Below are 20,838 nucleotides of genomic sequence, written 5' to 3' on the forward strand. Positions count from 1 at the left end.
GCGGGGGGAAGATGGTGGGGGACTGTCCAGGTGTCGCGGGTGGCAGGGGCACCTGGCCGGTCAGCATCCGCAGGTATTGCTTCAGGCGGTCCAGCTCCGGGCCCGCGCGCTGGACGGTGTCGAAGTAGCCGCCCTGCACGGCCAGCTCGACAATCTTGTGGCGCACCTGCGCGGTGATTTCCTGGGGCGATGCTTCGGACATGGCCTCTCCTTGGGGAGAAGCCATAGCGCGCCGGCGCGCGCACCGTCCAGGTCACGGAGGACGCGTCAGCGCGTCAGGTGTTTGAGGGTGAGGTAGACGAACTCCGCGCCGGGTTGGAGCGAGGCCACGGGCACGCGCTCGTTGGGGGCGTGCGCGGTGCGCGCGTCATCCGGGGTGAGGGCGAAGAGGTCGATGCCGTAGGCATGGATGCCGACCCTGCGCAGCGTGGCGGACTCGGTGGTGCCGGTGGACTGGCGCGGGATGACCGGTGCCTTGGGCCACACCTTCGCGGCGGCGGCCTGCACCGCGCGGAACATCGCGTTGTCACCCACGGGCGACATGGGTGAGTCCGGCGGCGACACGTCCATCTCCACCTGGACGTCCTTGTCATTCACGGCGGCGACGATGCGCTCGCGCACGGCCTTCGCGTCCGCGTCCGGCAACAGGCGGCAGTTGACGGTGGCCTCGGCGGTGGCGGGGATGACGTTGGAGCGCGTGCCCGCGTGGAAGACGGTGGGCACGCAGGTGGTGCGCAGCACGGCGCCCAGCGCGGGCTCCAGCCTCGCCACGGTGGACACCGCGTCCTCGGGCGGCGCGTCCGGTGCGGCGGCGATGCGGCGCAGCGCTTCCCCCAGCTCCCCCGGGGTGATGGGCGCGCGGCCCTGGATGTGGAGCCTCGCGGCGGGCGTCAGGTGGGCGGGGAAGGTGAGGGCACCCACGCGGGCCACCGCCGCGGCCACGCGCACCAGCGGCCCCGCGTCCACGGGCGGCGCGGAGGAGTGGCCTCCAGGCCCGGTGGCCTTGAGCGTCACGTTGCGCGAGACACGCTCGGCGGCCTGGAGCGCGACGAAGCGCACCTGCTTGCGGTCCGGGGACAGCTCTGTGAGGCCTCCTTCGTTGAGCGCGAGCTCCGCCTCCTTCAGCTCCGGGCGGTGCTCCATCATCCAGTCCAGGCCCTGCCCCGAGCCCACCTCTTCATCCGCGCCCAGGTACAGGAGGATGTCGCGCGAGCGCGGGCCGCCGTCCTGCTTCAGCCGGCGCAGCGCGAGGATGCTCGCCGCCGCCATGCCCTTGTTGTCCTGCACGCCCCGGCCGTAGAGCAGGCCGTCCTTCTCGGTGAGCTTCCACGGGTCGGTGGCCCACTCCGAGCGCACCGCGGGCACCGTGTCCAGGTGCGCGAGCACGAGGAGGGGCTTCCCCTTCCCGGAGCCCTTCAGGCGCACCAGGAGGTTGCCGCGTCCGGGCGAGGGCTCGATGAGCTCCGAGTCGATGCCCGCCTCGCTCAACCAGCGCGCCGCCACCCGGGCCGCGGCCGTCTCGTTGCCGGGCGGGTTGGATGTGTCCGTGGCGATGAGCTCCGCGAGCAGGGTCCGCAGCTCGTCCTTCGGCGCGGGACGGGGCGGTGCGGCATGGCTCGCGCCGGACGCGAGGAGGACGGACAGGACGAGGAAACGCATGACGCGGGAGGCTCGCGCCTTGGGCCCCGGAAGGCAACGGATGCGGCGTTTGCCGGGAGTGCCGTGTTAAGGGAGGGGCCCTGGAGGAAGCCCTGCCCATGTCGTCGCCCCTGAGCTTTCGCACCGTGGAACTGCCGCTGCGCCACGCCTGGACCATTGCCCGGGGCACGAGCACGGTGAAGCGCAACGTGTTCGTGGAGGTGCGCTCGGGCGGACACGTGGGGTACGGCGAGGCCGCGCCCAACGTACGCTACGGCGAGTCCTGGGAGTCGGTGGAGGCGGCGCTCCAGAAGCTGGCCCCGGTGCTGGAGGGGCGGGACCTGCGCTGCTTCCGCGACGTGTCGGAGGCGCTGGACGCGGCGCTGCCAGACAACCCCGCGGCGAAGGCAGCGGTGGACCTGGCGCTGCATGACCTGGCGGGCAAGGTGATGGGCGTGCCGCTGTACCGGATGCTGGGCGTGGACCCCGCGCGTCAGCCGGTGACGTCCATGTCCATTGGCATCGACGTGCCGGAGGTGCTGGCGGTGAAGGTGCGCGAGGCGGCGGACTTCCCGGTGCTCAAGGTGAAGCTGGGCTCCGGGAAGGACCGGGAGGTGTTCGGCACGGTGCGCGCGTTGACGTCGCAGACCATCCGCGTGGACGCGAACGAGGGCTGGAAGCCGGACGAGGCGCTGGCGCACATCCAGTGGCTCGCCACGCAGGGCGTGGAGCTGGTGGAGCAGCCGTTGCCGGCGGCGGATGTGGACGGGGCGAAGTGGTTGAAGGCGCGCTCGCCGCTGCCGCTGGTGGCGGATGAGTCGCTGACGAAGGCGTCGGACGTGCCGTCGCTGGCGGCGGGCTTCCACGGCATCAACGTGAAGTTGCAGAAGAGCGGTGGCATCCGCGAAGCGCTGCGCATCATCGAGACGGCGCGCGCGTGTGGCCTGAAGGTGATGCTGGGCTGCATGGTGGAGACGGGGCTGGGCATCGCGGCGGGCGCGCACCTGGCGCCGCTGGTGGACTGGGTGGACCTGGACGGCAACCTGCTGCTCGCGTCAGACCCGTACCGCGCGCACCCGGTGGTGGGGGGGCGCATCCAGTTGGGCGATGGACCGGGCCTGGGCGTGGAGCCTTGGGCGGCAACGTGACGCCGCCGCTCATCCAGGACCCGATGGCGGTGCTCGCCGTGCTGCTCGCGGTGCTGGCGGGGTTGTATGTGTTGCAGCGCCACCCCACGGTGGAGCGGTTCTTCAACGTCGTGCCGCTGCTGGTGTTCGCGTACTTCGTGCCCACGCTGCTGTCGAACACGGGCGTCATCCCCACGCAGTCGGAGTTGTATCGCTTCACGCGCGTGTACCTGCTGCCGGCGAGTCTGGTGTTGCTGGTGCTGTCCGTGGACCTGCCCGCCATCGCGAGGCTTGGGAAGAACGCGGTGGGCGTGTTCCTGGCGGGCACGCTGGGCATCATGGTGGGAGGGCCCATCGCGTACCTCGCGCTGGGGTGGCTGGTGCCGGCGGAGCTGGGGGACCAGGCGTGGAAGGGGCTCGCGGCGTTGAGCGGCTCCTGGATTGGTGGCAGCGCGAACTTCGTGGCCATTGGCCAGAGCGTGGGCGCGCTGGACAGCACGTTGAGCATGCTGGTGGTGGTGGACGTGGGGGTGTCCAACGTGTGGACGGCGGTGCTGCTGTCCTTCGCCGGGCGCGAGAAGGCGATGGATGCGCGCATTGGCGCGGACCGGGCGGCGCTGGACCGGGTGCGCGAGGAGTCAGCCCTGCTTCAAGCGGCGTCCGCGCGGCCCGCGAGCCTGTCGGACTTGCTGTCGATGCTGGCGGTGGCGTTCGGGGTGACGGTGGCGTGCACGGCGCTGGCGAAGGTGCTGCCGGATCTGGGCAGCGTGGTGACGGGCTTCACGTGGGTGGTGTTGCTGGTGACGACGGTCGGCGTGGTGCTGTCGTTCACGCCGGTGCGCAGGCTGGAGGGCGCGGGGGCGAGCCGCATGGGGTCGCTGTTCCTGTACCTGCTGGTGGCGACGATTGGCGCGCAGGCGGAGTTCCGGAGGTTGTGGGACGCGCCCGCGCTGGTGGCGGTGGGGGCGGTGTGGATGGCCATCCACGCGGCGGTGACGATGGGCGCGCGGCGGTGGCTCAAGGCGCCGGTGTTCTTCGCGGCGGTGGGTTCGCAGGCGAACGTGGGAGGCACGGCCTCCGCGTCCGTGGTGGCGGCGGCGTTCCATCCCGCGCTGGCGCCGGTGGGCGTGCTGCTCGCGGTGCTGGGGTATGTGCTGGGGACGTACTGTGGATTGGTGACGGCGCTGTTGTTGGAGCAGGTGTACCGGTTGAGCCACTGAGCGGGGCTGAAAGAGGGGTCGCGGATGCGGAGGGTGCTGCTGGGAGCGTGGCTGCTTGCGATGACCGCTTCGGCGGCGCCTACCGATGCTGGGGTGCCTCCGGAGTCCTTGCGGTCGGTGGTGGATTCGCTGGCGCGTGAAGCGGCGCGGCTGTCGCCCGGGACGGACCTGGCGCTGGCGGTGACGGACCTGCGCACGGGAGAATCCGCGAGCTTCTCCGGAGCGACGCCGCACATCTCCGCCAGCTCCGCGAAGGTGTTCTGGGTGGCGGCGGCGCTGAAGCAGCGGGACCTGAAGCAGGTGGCGCCGCTCGCGGAGAAGGTGTTCCGCACCTCCGACAACGAGGCGTCCGGAGAGATCATCGACCTGGTGGGCGGGCCGGATGCCATCAATGTCTATCTCCAGGGTCTGGGGATGAAGAACACCGCGCTGACGAAGTGGAACTACGGCGGACAGCGTTGGGCGACGAACTCCCCGAAGGTGATGCAGAACGACAACTACTTCTGCGCGGACGACGCGGTGTCCTTCCTCGCGCGTTTGGACACGAAGGCGCTGTTGAAGCCGGGGCCCACCGCCCGGCTGCTGAAGTGGATGGAATTGACGCCCCGGCAGGGGTGTGGCGGTTGGCTTGGGACGCGGCTGCCTGCGCGGGCCCGCGCGTCGCTCCAGCACAAGGGCGGGTGGTTGCCGCCGGGATGCTGTTCGGATGACGCGCGCTACAACGTGCTCAATGAAATCGGGTTGGTGACGCTGCCGGACGGTGGACGGTACGCGGTGGCCATCCTCGCCTCGCGTGGGCCGGACTGGCCGAAGCAGGCCTTCGTCGTGGAGCGCGCGTCCTGCGTGCTCTACCGGCATCTGGCGAAGGACGCGTCGCTGGATTGCGGTGAGGCGTTGGCGAAGGCAGGGGGGCCGGCGCCGGTGGTGCTGGACGCGGGGGCACCCGCGCCGGACTACGACTGTTGATAATGGATGCCCTGTGCGTGCGCTACTCGACGTCCTTGGGCGCGGGGTGCGCGTGACGGACCGGGAGCGTTAATGCTGGCCTGCGCGCAGCCTGTCCGCGCGCGAGGTGACCCCATGATGGACCCCCTGGCCTGGCGCAAGTTCGCGGAGCGACTTGGTACGCGGTATCCCTTCATCCAGGCGCCCATGGCGGGTGGGCTGTCGCCCCCGGACCTGGCCGTCGCGGTGACGGAGGCGGGAGGGCTGGGGTCCCTGGGAACGGCAGACGCACCGCCGGATGCCATCCGCGAGCAGGCGAAGGCGGTGCGTGCCCGGACGTCGCGCCCGTATGGCATCAACCTGTTCGCGCCCCGCGCTCCCGTCGAGCCGGGGGACCCTGGAGCGGTGCTGGGGTTGCTGGCGCGCTTCCATGCGGAGCTGGGGCTGCCCGCGCCCGAGGTGGCGGAGGCTCCGCTGCCGGACTTTTCGAAGCAGGTGGAGGCGGTGCTCGAAGCGGCGCCCAACGTGTTCAGCTTCACGTTCGGCATTCCGCCCGCGTCGGTGCTGGAGGCGATGCGGGCTCGCGGCATCCTCATCGTGGGCACGGCGACGAACGTGCGCGAAGCGCTGGCGCTGGAGGCCGCGGGCGTGGATGCGATTGTCGCGCAGGGCTCCGAGGCCGGTGGGCACCGGGGCTCCTTCGGAGGCCCGTTCGAGGCGGGGCTGGTGGGGACGCTGGCGTTGGTGCCCCAGGTGGTGGATGCCGTGCGGCTGCCGGTCATCGCCAGCGGCGGCATCATGGACGGGCGCGGTATCGCGGCGGCGCGGATGCTGGGCGCGGCGGGCGTGCAACTGGGCACGGCGTTCCTGCGCTCCCAGGAGTCCGGCACGGTGCCGGCCCACCGCGAGGTGTTGCGCGAGGCGAAGGATGAGTCGTCACGCATCACCCGGGCGCTCACCGGCAGGCCCGCGCGAGCGATTCCCAATGAGCTCGTCACCACGTTGGAGGAGGCAGGAGCGTACCTGCCGTATCCCCAGCTTCACGGGGCCACGCGAGCGCTGAAGGTCGCGGCCGCGCAGCGCGGGGACACGCGCTTCATGACGCTGTGGGCGGGGCAGGGCGTGGGGCTGTCGCGGGCGGGACCGGCGGCGGACCTGGTGCGGACACTGATGGAGGAGACCGAGTCCGCGCTGGCGGCAGTTCGCGGGTGACGTGAAGCACCGCGCCGGTGCGTGGCGGCTACGACGTGGAGGGCGGGCCCATGCTCCGGCCCGCGAGGCGCTGGCGCAGCGCCACGAAGTACATGGAGCAGAAGGTCGCCACGAGCACGGCGAGCTCGTCCCAGTAGTCCAGCGGGTCTTCGTTCTCGTCGAGCAGGGACAGGCTGAGCAGGCACAGCACGACGTGGACGGCGAACACGGGCAGCGATGCCTGGCCCAGTGCTTCCAGTACGCGGGGGCGCAGCCAGCGGAACACACGCGGCGCGAGCCAGCTTGCGAGCAGGGCCACGGCGAGGAAGTTCACGAGCCGCAGTGGCGCGAGCGACCACTTGTCGAACAGCACCGCGGCGGCGCCCAGTTCGAAGTTGAAGATGCCGACCTGGTGGCGCACGAGCAGGAACCCGATGCTGACGACGAGCGCTCCGGTGAGGAGCCGGCGGGAGACGGGCTCGCGGTGTTCCGGCGCGGTGGCTCGGGTGACGCCCAGCCACACGCCGAGCACCCAGAGGAACTGCCACGCGAACAGGTTGAACGCGCCCGACAGGTCGATGCTCAAGGGCGGCCACGGCAGCACGGGAATGGCGACGAGCAGGTCATACAGGGCGCGCTTGAGGCCTACCTGGGCCCAGACCCAGATGAGGGCGCTCAATCCCAGCACGCGGGACCAGCCCTCCTTGCGCGCGCCGAGCATCACCGCGGGCGTGAGGAGGAGCAGCACGACGTAGAGCGGAAGGATGTCGAGCAGCGGGGGACAGTAGAGGAGGAAGAGGCTGCTCCACAGGGCGGTGAACGGATCCTGGTGGAAGAACCCGAGCAGGTTGTGGATGGCGGGCCTGCGAGCTGCGACGCCGAGCGCCGCGATGATGGTGAACGCGAAGCAGAGCAGGGCGACGTGGTAGCCGTACACCTTGAGGGCGCGGCTCCAGAGGCTCTTCACCATGGCGATGGGGCTGGACGTGCCCAGCCTCTTCGCGTGCACCACGCTGACGAGGAACGCGGAGAGGAAGACGAAGCCCTCGGCGGCGGAGACGAAGCCGAACGGCTGGTTGCTGAGGACGTTCAACCGGGTGGGCAGGTGCGTCAACGTCATCAGGACGAGGAGCACTCCGCGCAGGCTGTCGAATTCAGGGCGTCGTTGCATGGCGGCGTCGTGAGCGGTGGATGGGTCGCTAGGATTCGGAAGGCCGTGCCTCTTGGAGGAGCCCTTCACCCATGCCACATCCCCGCGCGCCGGGTAAACCGCTCATCCCTCGCGGATCCGTTGTCACGGTACGCCTGACGCACGTTGTCGTTGTGCTGCTGGCGCTGCTTGGTGGGACGGGATGCGCGACGTCACGGATCGTGAGGCTGGAGACGGGGTCGGGGGCGCGCATCGTCCACACACCCGATACGGAGGTCCGTCCAGGGCCGCTGGATGAAGAGGCATTCGCGGCGGCGGTGAGAGCGCTGGCGCGCGACGCATCCGTTTCCGCTCCACCGAGGGAGGCAGCCTATCGGTTGTTGGCGGCCTCCTTGCCGCCGCGTGCGTACTCCCACGTTCGAGGGCGCTTGGGTCTTGTCTCCGTGATGGAGCCGGAGAGGCGGCAGCTCCGGCTTCATGCGGAGCCAGATGGTGGACTCGCGGCGGCCTACGGACGGTGGTGTCAGCGCAAGGCCCTGTCCGGAGACTGCCTCCACCTCCTGCAGGAAGGCCCCACGCTGGACGAGGTCGGCCGACGCACGCTGGCCTTCTCCATCGCGCTGGATTCGGTGTGGGACGAAACGGGCGAAGCGCTGCGGGGCATGGTCAGCCGCGAGGCGGTGATCGCCACGATCACAACGACAGCGACCCTGTACCTGGGGCTGTGGCTGATTCCCGAGCCGGCGGTGTCCAAGGGCATCGCGGCGACCCTGACCGCGGTGCTCATCGCGTATGCCGGCATCGACACCGTGGTGAGCCTCATCCGGGGATGGCTGGTGCTCGCGGATGCGGCGCGCGAGGCCACGACCTTCGAGGAACTACGGGACGCGGGGGAGCGGTACGGCGAGGTAATTGGGGTGAACGCCGCACGGGCCTTCGTGATGCTGGCCACGGCGGCGCTGGGCAGCACGGCAGAGACGATGGCCGCGAAGATTCCCACGCTGCCCGGTTCGGCGCAGGCTTCACTGGTGGGCGCGGCGCAGGGGGGCTTCCGGCTGGGGGCGGTCGCGCAGGTGGAGTCGGTCGCCGTGTCGACGTCGGGTGTCATCTCCATCGCGCTGGCTCCGGGCGCGGTGGCGATGACGGTCCGTGGGCCGGTGGTGGATGCGGCGGGGCAGAAGCACCACATCGCGTCCGATAAGTTCAGCACCTCCACCGCGAACGGTGGGCCGTGGACGCCGCGCTATCAGAAGATCTTCAAGAAAGCGGATATGTCGCTGAGCGACCCTGCGAATCAGGTCGATGTTCCTGGTCACAAGGGCCCCCATCCTCGCCAGTACCACGAGAGGGTCCATGGTGCGCTTGAGCAGGCGACAGCGAACTGCGAGACCATCGTGCAATGTCGAGAATCGCTGACGCGGGCACTTCGCACGCTGGCGGATCAACTCGTGCAGAAGGGAAGCTTTCTCAACAAGCTGGTAACCCGTACGGAGTGAGTCCCGGAGTTCAATCCATGTCGCAGCAGTACTTCGACCTTTCTGACGATGTGTACCTGGAAGGACGCTGGGAGCTGGGGCACCCGCAGGATGCTCAGGGAACCGAACTCATGAACCCCTGGCAGTTCCGGATGGGCAAGCCGAGTTCCTGGCCGGAGCGTGTGCGCATCCCCGTTGAGATCCCGGGCACAGTGCTCGACTACTCCCACGCGCCCTTCAGCATTCCCGTCGTCCATGCCCGGGTGGCCTCCGTCTTCGCGCGGCTGGCCCCAGCGGACGTGCAGTTCTTCCCCGTGGACATCGAGGGCCAGGCGGATGAGTTCCTCATCATGAATGCCGTCCGCCGAGTGAACTGCATCGACGACGAAGCTTCAGAAGAAGTGCTCTACTGGAAGCCCAAGAACGGGCTCCCGGAGAAGGTCGGCACCTACTTCTCCGTGTGGGGCATGCGTCTGGACGCCCTCCGGATCGGAAGTCCCAAGGTGTTCCGGCCCTTGCATTGGGAGGTGTCCCTCATCATCTCCGAGGACATCAAGCTCGCCCTGGAGCAACTGGGCGCCACGGGGGTGAGGTTCAAGGACGTGTCACCGCTGCGCTGATCCGCAGCCTCCCGGCACCACGGCGCCTGTCCGCTCGGTCGCCTCTTCTCGGGGCGTCGGTTGCAATCAGGGCTGGCACGGCTACATTCAGGGTTCCATTTCGCGTTCGCAGCCCCGGGTCCCTGTCCAGATGACGGTTTCGCTCACAGCCTGCCAGCAGCGTGCTCCGCGCCGGATCTCCGTGCGCCGGACGCTGCCCGCGCATGGCCGAGCCACCGCCTGGCTTGTCTCCCACGCCTCCCGTCCCGTGTAGTTCGCGACGGTCGGCGTCCTCTCCACCCCTTCACCCGACGGCGCCTCCATGCGCTCCCTTTTCCCGGGAATGCGTGGGGCCGTCATTCCTTCTCACCGCCAGGAGGCACCACCATGGTCCACAACCATCCCCTCATCGTCACCGACACCGACCTCCAGCGCCTGGAGCGCGTCGTCGAACAGTACGGCAACGCGCGCAACGCGGAGCTCGTGGAGCAACTGGAGTCCGAGCTCGCCCGCGCCGTTGTCACGTCCTCCACCGCCATCCCCGCGAACGTCGTCACCATGAACAGCACCGTCGTCTTCGAGGACGAAGAGGGCGGCGGCAAGCGCGAGGTCACTCTCGTCTATCCCAAGGACGCCAACAGCGACGCGGGCCGCATCTCCATCCTCGCCCCCGTGGGCAGTGCGCTCATCGGTCTGTCCGTGGGCCAGACCGTGGAATGGCCGCTCCCCAATGGCCGCACCCGCCGCCTGCGCATCGTCGCCGTCCCCTACCAGCCCGAAGCCGCCGGCCACTTCGACCTGTGACGCACCCCGCCGGAACACGGCGCGCTCCTGACGCGTCAGCCGCCGTGTTCCGTGTGTCAGCCGCCATGGATTGACGCGTCAGCGCCCGGTGCTCCCTCCCGGCGCTCCCGCCATCCCCGCGTGATTCCTTCCCGTTGTCTTCTTGACAGCGCTGGCCCCAAGCGTGCATCCGCCAACGCACCCCTCGCCCCGCGAAGGGTCGCGGACGTCCCTACGCCCGTGAGTCGATGTGGAGGAACGCTTTGTTCGCACGAAGGCATCACCTTGGGTTCGGAGGACTGGCCGTCCTCTGCGCCTTCAGCGCCCAGGCCCAGAGCAGCACCATTCCGGGCATCGAACTGGAGCGCCTGCAGCTCAACCCCGGCGCACGCGACAGCCTCGTGCTGTCCACCGGTGACCTGCTCCCCGCCGGGCAGTTCCGCGTGGGACTCACCGCGCACTACGAGAACAAGCCGCTCGTCCTGCTGGAGAATGACGAAGAGCAGAGCGTCATCATCTCCAACCGCGTGACGGCGCACGTGAGCGCGGCCTACGCCCTCACGAACTGGCTCGAGGTGGGCGCCCAGGTGCCCATCGTGTCCCAGTGGGGCCCGGAGACGACCGCGGTGGGTGTGAACACCCCGACCACCAGCGCGCTCGGCACCCCCTGGCTCCAGGCCCGCGCCGGCTTCCTCTCCGAGGACCGGGGTGGCCCCATCGACCTCGGCCTGCACCTGGGCGCGGCGCTGCCCCTGGGCAGCAAGTCCGCCCTGACGCGCGACGAGGGCTTCACCTTCTCCCCGCGTCTGGGATTGGGCAAGCGGCTGGCGAACACCTTCCGCGTGGGCGCCGACGTGGGCGCGCTCGTGCGCACCAAGACGTATGCCCTGTCCCCCGACTCCAACCCCGTGCGCGACGAGATGGGCGTGGAGATGAACGGCGGCGTCAACCTGTCCGCGGGCCTCTTCGGCCTGCGCGAGGAAGTGCTCGTGCGCGGCACGCTGCCCGTGCAGGACTCGCCCAGCTCCCTGGAAGTCCTCCTGGGCCTGCGCGTGCCCACCGCCGACGGCACCGAGGTGTACCTCATGGGCGGCCCGGGCTTTGGCCAGACGCCGGGCACGCCGCGCTTCCGCGTGCTCGCGGGCGTCTCCTTCGGCACGCCCCCCGCGCCCGCCGGCCCCGTCTGTATCGCGGGACAACCCCACGTGGCCTCCGAGTGTCCCGACCTGGACGCGGATGGCGACGGCGTGAAGAACCGCGAGGACCGCTGCCCCACCACCCCCGGCCTCGCCGAGCTCCAGGGCTGCCCGGATGGCGACGACGACAAGGACGGCATCCTGAACCTGGCGGACAAGTGCCCCACCCAGGCGGAGAACAAGAACGGCTTCCAGGACGAGGACGGCTGCCCGGACGACCCCGACACCGACGGGGACGGCATCGTCGATTCGAAGGACGCCTGCCCGCGCGAGCCGGAGACCGTGAACGGCTACAAGGACCAGGACGGCTGCCCGGATGTGGAGCCCGACCGCGACGGTGACAAGGTCGTGGACCGGCTGGACAACTGCCCGGACGAGCCCGGCACCGAGGCCAACGGCGGCTGCAAGGAAGTGCCGCTTGCCCGCATCGACTCGGGCCGCATCTCCATCATGGAGGCCGTCTTCTTCGAGAACAACCAGGCCGTCATCCAGAAGCGCAGCAACCCGGTGCTCGACAAGGTGGCCGCCATCCTCGTCTCCCACCCGGAGATCGCGAAGATTCGCGTGGAAGGCCACACCGACAACAAGGGCAAGGCCGAGTACAACCTGGACCTGTCCCAGCGCCGCGCCGAAGCGGTGGTGGACTACCTGGTGGCCAAGGGCGTGGAGCGCGGGCGGCTGGAGGCCCAGGGCTTCGGTCCCAACCAGCCCATCGCGGACAACGCCAAGGCGGACGGCCGCGCGAAGAACCGTCGCGTCGAGTTCAAGATCGTCGGAGAGGCCGAGGGCGTGCAGACGACGCCGGCCTCCTCCTCCCCCTCTCCGGAACCCCTTCAGAAGTAAGGCAGACCTTTCATGTTCATGAACGTCATGGAGTCCCTCTTCCGGGGACAGGCGTCACGCACGGTCGCGCGAGCGGGTTTCACCGCCGCGACCCTCAGTGCCCTGTTCCTCCTCATCGGCTGTGAGTCGGGTGACTCGCGGCCCCCCACGTCCGCGTCCGTCCTCACGAGCCAGCAGTCCTCGGCGCTCGTGGGCGACGGCCGGCTCCAGCCCGGCGAGCAGTGTGACGACGGCAACACCGTGAGCGGGGATGGCTGTTCCGCCTCCGGCACCGTGGAGGCCGGCTACCTGTGCAACGTGCCCGGCAATGCCTGTTCGCTCCTGAGCCTGTGCGGCAACAACGTCACCAACACGGGCGAGCTGTGCGACGACGGCGACACGGTGGGCGGCGGCAACGGCTGTTCGTCCACGTGTGATTTGTCCCTGTGTGGCAACGGCGTCTTCAACAACCAGCCGTACCCGTCCTTCGCGCAGGAGATCTGCGACGACGGCAACCGCTTCGAGGGCGACGGGTGCAGCCGGCAGTGCGAGGTGGAGCCCGGCTTCGCCTGCGCGGGCAGCCCCAGCCGCTGCGTGGGCGCGGGTGTCGCCATCTTCAACACTGGCGTGGACAACCAGAACCGCCGCCTGGAAGGCACCGTGGCGGATCCGCACTGGTTCTACGCGGGCACCACCACGGGCGCGACCACCGGCGTGCGCAACGCCACCGACTGGCCCCTGGAGATGCAGTCCGCGCGCTTCATGGCGCCCCTGGGCGGGCAGACGTGCGTCTACCAGGACTTCCTGGTCCCCTCGACGACGATCATCTCCCAGTTCCGGCTGCGCCTGGCCACCTTCAATGACAACCAGTTCGACAGCGCGAAGGTGAACGGCGTGGCGGTGTTCCCCATCACCGTGAGCGAGCCGGCCGGCCAGCCGTGGCAGAAGAACATCTTCCGCGAGTTCGGCACCAGCGCGCCCTGGCACGCGGGCGTCAACCGCATCGAGCTGTGCAACGAGAACGCGGCCTCGCCCCCGAACGCCTTCCGCTACCTGTTCGTGGATGCGTATGACGACCGCTGCGGCGACGGCGCCATCTCCCTGCGCGAGGAGTGCGACGACGGCAACGCCACCAACAGCGACGGTTGCAGCGCGAGCTGCGGCATCGAGCCCGGCTACGGCTGCACGGGAGCGCCCAGCTCCTGCGCCAAGACGTGCGGCAATGGCGCCCTCAATGCCGGCGAGCAGTGCGATGACGGCAACACCACCGCGAACGACGGCTGCAACGCGAGCTGCCGCGTCGAAGCGGGCTACGCCTGCCCCACCCCGGGCAGCGCCTGCGTGGCGTCCTGCGGTGATGGCACCATCAACGCCGGCGAGCAGTGCGACGACGGCAACGCGTTCGGTTCGGATGGTTGCTCCTCCGCGTGCCGCATCGAGACGGGCTACTCCTGCTCCGGTGCGCCGTCCGCCTGTGCCCCGCTGTGCGGCAACGGCCTGCTGAACCCCGGCGAGCTGTGCGACGACGGCAACACGTCCCTGGGCGATGGCTGCTCCAACGCCTGCACCCTGGAGCTGGGCTACGCCTGCGCCACGCCGGGCCAGCCCTGCGCCAAGACGTGCGGCAATGGCAACGTGAACCCGGGCGAGCAGTGCGACGACGGCAACCTGACGTCGTCCGACGGCTGCTCCACCGAGTGCCGCGTGGAGCGGGGCTATGCCTGCACCACGCCGGGGGCGGGCCCCTCCGTGTGCGCCTTCACCTGTGGCAACGGTGCGCTGGAGACGGGCGAGGTGTGTGACGACGCCCAGACGCAGTCCGGCGACGGCTGCTCGAATGGCTGCCGTGTCGAGCCGGGCTGGAGCTGCTCGGGGACTCCGAGCGTCTGCAACACCCTCTGCGGTGATGGCCAGACGGCGGGCGCCGAGGCGTGCGACGACGGCAACTTCAACGCGGGCGACGGCTGCAACGCGTCCTGCCAGGTGGAGGCGGGCTGGAGCTGCCCCGCGCCCGGCAACGCGTGCTTCAACACCTGCGGCAATGGCGTCATCAATGCCGGCGAGCAGTGCGACGACGGCAACGCGACGTCGGGCGACGGCTGCAACGGCATCTGCGTCGTGGAGTCCGGTTACGCGTGCAACGGCGCTCCCAGCCTCTGTGGCACCACGTGCGGCGACGGTGTCCGCGCGGGCGCCGAGGTGTGTGACGACGGCAACCTCACGGCGGGCGACACGTGCTCGCCGCGCTGCCTGCTGGAGATTGGCCAGGCCTGCACCGCCTCCAATGTCTGTGAAGGGGTCTGCAACCCCGTGTCCCAGACGTGCGCGGCCGCCAACGTGTGCGGCAACGGCATCAAGGACGCGGCGGAGGCGTGCGACGACGGCAACCTCACGGCGGGCGACGGCTGCTCGGCCACGTGCACCGTGGAAGAGGGCCATGAGCCCGCGCCCTCGGCCCCCGTCATCACCGGCCCCGCGTCCGGCACCACCGTGAACACCTCCACCCCCGCCATCACCGGCACCGGCCAGCCCGGCAGCCAGGTGACGGTGCGCGAAGGCGGCACGGTGCTCTGCACCGCCACCGTCGATGCCGCCGGGGCCTGGAGCTGCGTGCCCACCACCCCGCTGGCGGACGGCCCGCACGCGGTGACGGCCACGGCCGAGACGCCCAAGGGTGGCACCAGCCCCGTGTCCAACACCGTGTCCTTCGTCGTGGACACCCAGGTGGACACCGAGGCTCCCGACACCGTCATCGTGAAGGGCCCGCCCGCGAGCGGCTCCTCCCGGACGGCGGACTTCGAGTACGGCCCCGACGAGGAGGGCATCACGTTCGAGTGCAGCCTGGACGGAGGCCCCTTCGTCCCGTGCAGGGACCGGTACACCGTGCCCCCCGGGGAGCACACCCTGCGGGTGCGCGCGGTGGACGACGCGGGCAACGCGGACACCTCGCCCGCGGAGCACACCTGGACCGTCACGAACACGCGCGCCTTCGCGGGCGGCGGGTGCAGCGCCGCGCCCGACGCCTCCTGGCTCGCCCTCCTGGGCCTGATGGGACTGCCCGGCCTGCGCCGCAGGCAGCGCCGCCCGGCCGCATGAGGTCCCGGTAACGTCCACGGAGGCTCTCCGGAGCCTCTCCGGAGCCTCCCTGGAGCCTCCATGGCGTTCGTGGAGGCCGCCGGAAGGGGGCCGGATGTCCCCTTCGGGGGGTGCCCCCTCGCCCCCCTTCCATCCGCGCCCTTCCGGCGGCGCTCCCGCATCGTCTGGCCTTCCCCGTATGCTCCGTCCGTGCACGGGGCAGGCCGCCATCAGGAGTTGTACGAGGAAGAGGTCCTCCTCGCGCTGGACGAAGGGTTGCTGTCCTCCGAGGAGGCGGCGGCCCTGCGCGAGGATGCCCTCCGCCTGCACCGCGGGCCCCTGGAGCTGCTGAAGGAACGGGGCCGGCTGACGGAGAACACCCTGGACCTCTTGCGCAAGGACCTGGCCCGCGAGCGCACGGACCGGGGTGGCGCTCCCATCCAGGAGGCCCCCACGCTGTCGACCGCGCCCCCGGCGGCGACGGACGCGGACGGGGCCCCCGCCTTCCCGGTACCCGGGTGGGACCGGTACGAACCGGTGCGCTTCCTGGGGCAGGGCGGCATGGGGCAGGTGTTCCTGGCCTACGACCCGCTCCTGCGCCGCAACGTGGCCCTCAAGTTCGTGCGCGACGGGGACCCGGAGCTGGCCCGTCGCTTCCTGTCCGAGGCCCGCGCCCAGGCCCGCGTGCGCCATGAGCGCGTGTGCGAGGTCTACGAGGTGGGCGAGGTGCGGGGGCAGGCCTTCATCGCCATGCGCTACGTGGAGGGGCCGTCGCTGGGACACCTCTCCAACACGCTGACGTTGGAGCAGCGGGTGCTGGTGCTGGCCCAGGCCGCCGAGGGCGTGCACGCGGCGCACCGCGCGGGGCTGGTCCACCGCGACCTGAAGCCCGGCAACATCCTGGTGGAGCGCACGGAGGACGGAGGCTTCAACCCGTTCGTGATGGACTTCGGCCTGGCGCGCGACTGGCGCGAGGAGGGCCACCAGGCCAACGCGGTGCTGGGCACGCCGCACTACATGCCGCCCGAGCAGGCCCGAGGCGAGGGCCACCGGTTGGACCGCCGCGCGGACGTCTACGCCCTGGGCGGCACGCTGTACGCGCTGCTCACCGGGCGGCCGCCCTTCACCGGCGATACCGAGGCGGAGGTGCTCACGCGGTTGCAGCGGGAGGCGCCGCTCGCGCCGCGTGCCCTGGACGTGAACATCCCGGAGGACCTGGAGGCCATCGTCCTCAAGTGCCTGGAGAAGGAGCGGCCCCTCCGCTACGACTCCGTGCGCTCGCTCATCGACGACCTGCAGCGCTTCCTCTCCGGGGAGCCGGTGCGGGCCCGACATGGCGCGCGCTACTGGCTGCGCAAGAAGGTCCGCAAGCACCGCGCGGCGCTGATGCTGGGCACCGGCGTGGTGGTGGTGGTGGCCGGGGCGCTAGGGCAGGCGGCCCTCGTGCGCGGCGAGGTGGCCGAGCGCGAGCGGCTGGCCCGCGCCTTCACCGAACGCGTGGAGCGCATCGAGTCCGCGGTGCGCTACTCCGCCCTGTCGCGCCTGCATGACACGCGCGAGGACCGCCAGGCGCTGCGCGCGAGCATGGTCGCGCTGGAGGCCGACGTGCGCCGCGCGGGAGCGCAGGCGGGCGGGGCCGGGCAGTACGCCCTGGGCCGCGCGCTGTTCGCGCTGGACGACCTGGACGGGGCCCGCGAGAAGCTGGAGGCCGCGTGGGCGAACGGCTACCGCGAGCCCCGCGTGGCGTGGGCGCTGGCGCAGGTGCTGGGCCACCTCTACCGCGACCAGTTGCTGTTGGACGTGGAGCGCCGCGCGCCCGAGCAGCGGGAGGCGCGCCGCAGGGAGCTGACCCGGCGCTACCGCGACCCGGCGCTCGCGTACCTGCGACAGGCGGAAGGGCCGGATGTCCCCGCGCCGCCCGAGTTCGTGAAGGCCCTGTTCGCCTTCTACGAGGACCGCCCGGACGAGGCCCTGTCCCTGCTGGCCACGCCCGGCATGCAGCTGCCGTGGTTCTACGAGGCGCCCCTCCTGCGCGGCGACATCCTGCTCGCGCGCGCCATGCAGCGCTGGAACGGGGGCGACCGCGCGGGCTCCCAGGCGGACCTGGCGCTGAGCCGCGAGGCGTACGCCGCCGCCGTCGCCACCGCGGAGAGCCAGCCCGGCGTGCACGCGGTGCTGGGGCGGCTGGAGCTGGCCGCGATGGTGATGGAGCTGTACGCCGAGGGGAACGTGCTGCCGCACTACGAGCGCGGACTCAAGGCGCTGTCGCGCGCGCTCGTCGCCGCGCCGGACCATGCGCGGGCGCTGGTGCTGGTGGCGCGCTTCCACCGCCGGCTCGCGGAGCAGCGCACGAACCAGGGAGGGGAGGGCGTGGAGGCCCTGCTGGAGCAGTCCCTGGCGGCGCTGCGCACCGCGGAGGCCGTCGCGCCGCCGAGCGCCCGCATCCCGCTGGAGCTGGCCCTCACGCACCGGCTGTGGGCGCGCTACCAGCAACTGCACGGGGTGGATCCACGCGAGCAGCTCCGCCGGGCGACGGCCGCCTTCGAGCGCCTGCGCCCCGAGGACCGGGACTACGCCTTCCACGCGAACCTGGGCCTGACGTGGCAGGGGCAGGCGGACGCGGAGGACGCGCGCGGCGGGGACGCGCTGCCCTTCCAGACGAAGGCCATCGACGCGTACCTGGAGGCCCTGCGGTTGAGCGAGCAGGAGCCGTACACGTGGATCAACCTGGGGGTCGCCTACCGCAAGCGCGCCAACGCGGCGAACGCGCCCGACGCGGCGGGGGACCTGCGCAAGGCGAACAACGCGCTCACCCGGGCGCTGTCCCTCAACCCGGACAACTTCAGCGCGTGCTTCAACGGCGCGGAGGTGGCCGAGCAGCTCGCGCGCTTCCACTACCTCAAGGGCGAGGACGTGAGCGTGGACCTGGAGCGGGCCCTGTCGCTGTACCGGCAGGGCTTGAGCCTCAACGCGAAGCAGCCCGCGCTGCACAACGCGCTGGGCTCGGCGGTGTTCTGGCAGGGGGAGCTGCTCGCGGAGGAAGGGGGCGACCCGGAGGCCCTGCTCGCGCAGGCGCGCGCGTCCTTCGAACAGGCGCGGACGCTGGCGCCCACGCAGGGCTTCGCCTTCAACAACCTGGGCGAGTGGGAAGTATTTCGCGCCGAGGGCCAGCTCGCGAAGGGCCAGGACCCCACGGTCGCGCTGCGCGCCGCGGTGGGGCACTACTCGGCCGCGCTCGAGCGGCTGCCGGACGACGCGGACTTCCTGGCGAACCTGGGCAAGGCGTGGGTGCACCAGGCGACGTGGTCGCTGTCGCGTGAGAAGGATCCGGCGCCGGAGCTTGTGCGGGCCGAGGCGGCGTTGAACCGGGCGCGCGAACTCAACCCGCGCCTGGGCAATGCGTGGCGCTACCTCGCGGAGGCGGTGGGCGTCCGGGCCCGCTGGACGGCGCACGGCCATGGCGCGGCGGACGGCGGCTTCACGCGCGCGGCGCAGGCCTTCGAGGAGGCCCTGAAGCGGGACCCACGGCTGGAGTACCGGCTGGCGGCGGCGGACCTCCACGGAGCGTGGGCCGCATGGCGGCTGCGTGAAGGACAGGACGCGGCGGCCGGGCTGACGCGCGGGCTGGAACTGGCCGACGCGGTGGTCGCGGCCCGTCCCCGGTGGGTACGGGCCCGCGAGGTGCGAGAGGAACTGCTGCGCCTTCGCGCCGGACCTGGCGCCCCGGTGAAGGCGCACGAGACCGAGTGATGCAGGAACCGACGCGGCTTCGCGCCAGACCGCGCGCTCCAGTGCAGGAGCGCGCGGCCGAGTACCGTGGACCCTGACGGGCCCGCGACCTGCTTTCCGTCACAGTTCCGGCGGGTCGCTCGTCACGTCGATGCCGCCGTTCTTCCGGTCATCCTCCTGCGGTCCGACCTTCCGGTCCTTCGCTTCGTCGGGGATGTTGACCTCGAAGCCGTAGATGCCCTTCGGCGCCGTGGCGGAGACGGTCAGAGGCGCCGTCGCCATGGTGGGGCCTCCCAGCGTGTACGGGCCGGACGTGGTGAGGCAGGTGCCGTTGGGGAACGACACCGTGGCGCTGGCGATGGTGGCGGAGGCGGCGCCCAGCGTGAAGATCACGTGGTCACCATGTTTCACCTCCGGTCCAGGGAGGTAGGTGACGGGGGTGGTGGCGATGTCGATGTAGATGGTGTTGGCCATAGGTCCTCACTGCAATGCAGCGCCCGTACCAGCGTGCGGGCTCGTGTGTACACCCTCGGAAGTATCACTGGCGGGTCGCGGCCCAAGGGCACCCGGACGCGTCAATGACACATTGAAACAAGGCTGACGTGTCAGCTCAGGTCCCTTCCAGTCCCAGCTCGCGCACCCGGCGCTGGAGCGCGCGGCGGGAGACCTCCAGCTTCTGCACCATGCGGTCCAGGTCGCCCTCGCATTCGTGGAAGCAGCGGGTGATCTCCTCCGGACTCAAGTCGCGAGCGGTGCGCAGCAAGGAGCTCTTGTCGATGAGCACGTACACGGAGGAGCGCGGGATGCCCAGCCAGTCCGCGGTGGCCTTCAGGTCCCACGCGCAGGCGCGCAGGGCCTCCAGCACCTCCTGCTCGCTCACGTCCGCGGGCTTGCGGCGCGCGGGCGTGCGGTGCCCCGCGGGGGTGTTCTCGGTGGCGGAGGACGGCGCCTCCACGGACAGGGGCTGTCCGGGGATGGGGAGCGCGTCGGTGTCCAGCGTCTGCTCCATCCGGGCGTCCACGCGCAGCCCGGGCAGACCCCGGCTGCCGATGACGAGCTGCCGGGCGACGTTGCGAAGCTGCCGCACGTTGCCGGGCCACGCGGAGCGCGCCAGCCGCACGGCCAGGGATGCGGGCAGCCACGGCTCGGCTCTCGCGTCCGCGGACATCAGGCGCTCGGCCTCGCCGGTGGTCTCCAGCTCCTGGCGGGCGAAGTGGAGGAACAGGGGCGTGATGTCCTCGCGGCGCTCGCGCAGGGGCGGAACGACGATTTCAAAGCCCGCCAGCCGGTGCAGCAGCGGGGCCTTGAAGCGGCCGTCGTGGATGCGCGCCTCCAGGTCCGCGTCGGTGGCGGTGACGAGCCGCACGTCGACGCGCACGGGCGTCTGGCCACCCACGGGGTAGACCTCGCCCGTCTCCAGCACGCGCAGGAGCGCCGCCTGGACCTCCGGGGGCGCTTCGGCCACCTCGTCCAGGAACAGGGTGCCGCCGTGCGCGGCGCGGAAGAAGCCGTCGCGGTCGCGCGTGGCGCCGGTGAACGCGCCCCGCAGCGTGCCGAACAGCTCCGCGGCGATGAGGTCCCGGGAGAGGGCGCCCAGGTTGACGCTGACGAAGGGGCCGGCGCGGCGGAGGCCCTGCGCGTGGAGCGCCCGCGCCACCAGCTCCTTGCCCGTGCCCGTCTCGCCCCGGATGAGCACCGGCACCTGGAGGTCCGCGACGCGCAGCACGTCCTCGCGCACCCGCACGATGCCCTCGCTGTCGCCCACCATGCCCAGCCCCGCCAGGTCCGCCGGGTTCGCGGGCCGGGGCGCCCCGGACGCGCGCACGGTGGCCCGGTGCAGCAGCAGCGCCACGCGCCCGGCGAGCACCAGCGGCACGCCCGCCACCAG

At 71.1% G+C, this 20,838-nt stretch carries 14 protein-coding genes and 1 pseudogene; 10 read left to right on the forward strand and 5 right to left on the reverse strand.

All coding sequences use genetic code 11. The features are described from left to right. Window positions 1–202: pseudogene (locus D7Y13_RS19295) on the reverse strand (aspartyl/asparaginyl beta-hydroxylase domain-containing protein); the annotation flags it as partial. Window positions 203–267: 65 nt separating this feature from the next. Beyond that, the gene (locus D7Y13_RS19300) at window positions 268–1,659 is read right to left on the reverse strand and encodes a M20/M25/M40 family metallo-hydrolase (protein WP_120581966.1); all 1,392 of its coding nucleotides are present in this window, start codon (window positions 1,657–1,659) and stop codon (window positions 268–270) included. A gap of 98 nt (window positions 1,660–1,757) precedes the next feature. Here D7Y13_RS19300 and D7Y13_RS19305 point away from each other — a divergent pair, with 98 nt between their 5' ends. The 4 genes from D7Y13_RS19305 (at window position 1,758) to D7Y13_RS19320 (ending at window position 6,142) form a co-directional block, all read left to right on the forward strand. Then, the gene (locus D7Y13_RS19305) at window positions 1,758–2,786 is read left to right on the forward strand and encodes a dipeptide epimerase (RefSeq protein WP_120581965.1); all 1,029 of its coding nucleotides are present in this window, start codon (window positions 1,758–1,760) and stop codon (window positions 2,784–2,786) included. Next, window positions 2,771–3,985, forward strand: a complete 1,215-nt coding sequence (locus D7Y13_RS19310) for a DUF819 family protein (RefSeq protein ID WP_233595236.1) — start codon at window positions 2,771–2,773, stop codon at window positions 3,983–3,985. The genes D7Y13_RS19305 and D7Y13_RS19310 overlap by 16 nt, the downstream gene beginning before the upstream one ends. A 24-nt stretch (window positions 3,986–4,009) precedes the next feature. Continuing rightward, complete coding sequence (locus tag D7Y13_RS19315) at window positions 4,010–4,951, forward strand: serine hydrolase (RefSeq protein WP_120581964.1); 942 nt, start codon at window positions 4,010–4,012, stop codon at window positions 4,949–4,951. A gap of 114 nt (window positions 4,952–5,065) precedes the next feature. After that, complete coding sequence (locus D7Y13_RS19320) at window positions 5,066–6,142, forward strand: NAD(P)H-dependent flavin oxidoreductase (RefSeq protein WP_120535347.1); 1,077 nt, start codon at window positions 5,066–5,068, stop codon at window positions 6,140–6,142. A 28-nt stretch (window positions 6,143–6,170) separates the two neighbouring features. Here D7Y13_RS19320 and D7Y13_RS19325 read toward each other — a convergent pair whose 3' ends face one another. Then, on the reverse strand, window positions 6,171–7,292 hold the full coding sequence (locus tag D7Y13_RS19325; RefSeq protein WP_120581963.1) for an OpgC family protein: 1,122 nt from the start codon (window positions 7,290–7,292) through the stop codon (window positions 6,171–6,173). Between the two features lie 134 nt (window positions 7,293–7,426). Between D7Y13_RS19325 and D7Y13_RS19330 the strand changes: the two genes are divergently transcribed. The 6 genes from D7Y13_RS19330 (at window position 7,427) to D7Y13_RS19355 (ending at window position 18,971) form a co-directional block, all read left to right on the forward strand. Beyond that, a complete protein-coding gene (locus tag D7Y13_RS19330) occupies window positions 7,427–8,767 on the forward strand; it encodes an AHH domain-containing protein (protein ID WP_439329230.1) in 1,341 nt (446 codons plus the stop codon). A gap of 17 nt (window positions 8,768–8,784) precedes the next feature. After that, window positions 8,785–9,366 (forward strand): imm11 family protein, encoded by a 582-nt coding sequence (locus tag D7Y13_RS19335; protein ID WP_120535350.1) that lies wholly within the window; start codon window positions 8,785–8,787, stop codon window positions 9,364–9,366. Window positions 9,367–9,732: 366 nt separating this feature from the next. Continuing rightward, window positions 9,733–10,149 (forward strand): nucleoside diphosphate kinase regulator, encoded by a 417-nt coding sequence (rnk, locus tag D7Y13_RS19340; protein WP_120535351.1) that lies wholly within the window; start codon window positions 9,733–9,735, stop codon window positions 10,147–10,149. Window positions 10,150–10,376: 227 nt separating this feature from the next. Beyond that, window positions 10,377–12,167, forward strand: a complete 1,791-nt coding sequence (locus tag D7Y13_RS48720; RefSeq protein WP_120535352.1) for an OmpA family protein — start codon at window positions 10,377–10,379, stop codon at window positions 12,165–12,167. A gap of 12 nt (window positions 12,168–12,179) precedes the next feature. Next, window positions 12,180–15,242: a DUF4215 domain-containing protein gene (locus tag D7Y13_RS19350; RefSeq protein WP_120581961.1), complete on the forward strand. Its 3,063-nt coding sequence runs from the start codon at window positions 12,180–12,182 to the stop codon at window positions 15,240–15,242. A 189-nt stretch (window positions 15,243–15,431) separates the two neighbouring features. Then, window positions 15,432–18,971, forward strand: a complete 3,540-nt coding sequence (locus D7Y13_RS19355; protein ID WP_120582001.1) for a serine/threonine-protein kinase — start codon at window positions 15,432–15,434, stop codon at window positions 18,969–18,971. A gap of 99 nt (window positions 18,972–19,070) precedes the next feature. Here D7Y13_RS19355 and D7Y13_RS19360 read toward each other — a convergent pair whose 3' ends face one another. Beyond that, window positions 19,071–19,424 carry a hypothetical protein gene (locus D7Y13_RS19360; RefSeq protein WP_120581960.1) on the reverse strand — a complete coding sequence of 118 codons (354 nt, stop codon included), beginning with the start codon at window positions 19,422–19,424 and terminating at the stop codon, window positions 19,071–19,073. 136 nt (window positions 19,425–19,560) lie between these two features. Continuing rightward, a partial coding sequence (locus D7Y13_RS19365; RefSeq protein ID WP_147452465.1) for a sigma 54-interacting transcriptional regulator occupies window positions 19,561–20,838 on the reverse strand: 1,278 nt, incomplete at its 5' end.

The organism is Corallococcus praedator (genome assembly GCF_003612125.1).
Taxonomy (GTDB): domain Bacteria; phylum Myxococcota; class Myxococcia; order Myxococcales; family Myxococcaceae; genus Corallococcus; species Corallococcus praedator.

Coding starts and splice junctions, on each gene's coding strand:
- D7Y13_RS19305 (WP_120581965.1), top strand. CDS start 1,758: ATGTCGTCGCCCCTGAGCTTTCGCACCGTGGAACTGCCGCTGCGCCAC.
- D7Y13_RS19325 (WP_120581963.1), bottom strand. CDS start 7,292: ATGCAACGACGCCCTGAATTCGACAGCCTGCGCGGAGTGCTCCTCGTC.
- D7Y13_RS19315 (WP_120581964.1), top strand. CDS start 4,010: ATGCGGAGGGTGCTGCTGGGAGCGTGGCTGCTTGCGATGACCGCTTCG.
- D7Y13_RS19350 (WP_120581961.1), top strand. CDS start 12,180: ATGTTCATGAACGTCATGGAGTCCCTCTTCCGGGGACAGGCGTCACGC.
- D7Y13_RS19300 (WP_120581966.1), bottom strand. CDS start 1,659: ATGCGTTTCCTCGTCCTGTCCGTCCTCCTCGCGTCCGGCGCGAGCCAT.
- D7Y13_RS48720 (WP_120535352.1), top strand. CDS start 10,377: ATGTGGAGGAACGCTTTGTTCGCACGAAGGCATCACCTTGGGTTCGGA.
- D7Y13_RS19320 (WP_120535347.1), top strand. CDS start 5,066: ATGATGGACCCCCTGGCCTGGCGCAAGTTCGCGGAGCGACTTGGTACG.
- D7Y13_RS19360 (WP_120581960.1), bottom strand. CDS start 19,424: ATGGCCAACACCATCTACATCGACATCGCCACCACCCCCGTCACCTAC.
- D7Y13_RS19335 (WP_120535350.1), top strand. CDS start 8,785: ATGTCGCAGCAGTACTTCGACCTTTCTGACGATGTGTACCTGGAAGGA.
- rnk (WP_120535351.1), top strand. CDS start 9,733: ATGGTCCACAACCATCCCCTCATCGTCACCGACACCGACCTCCAGCGC.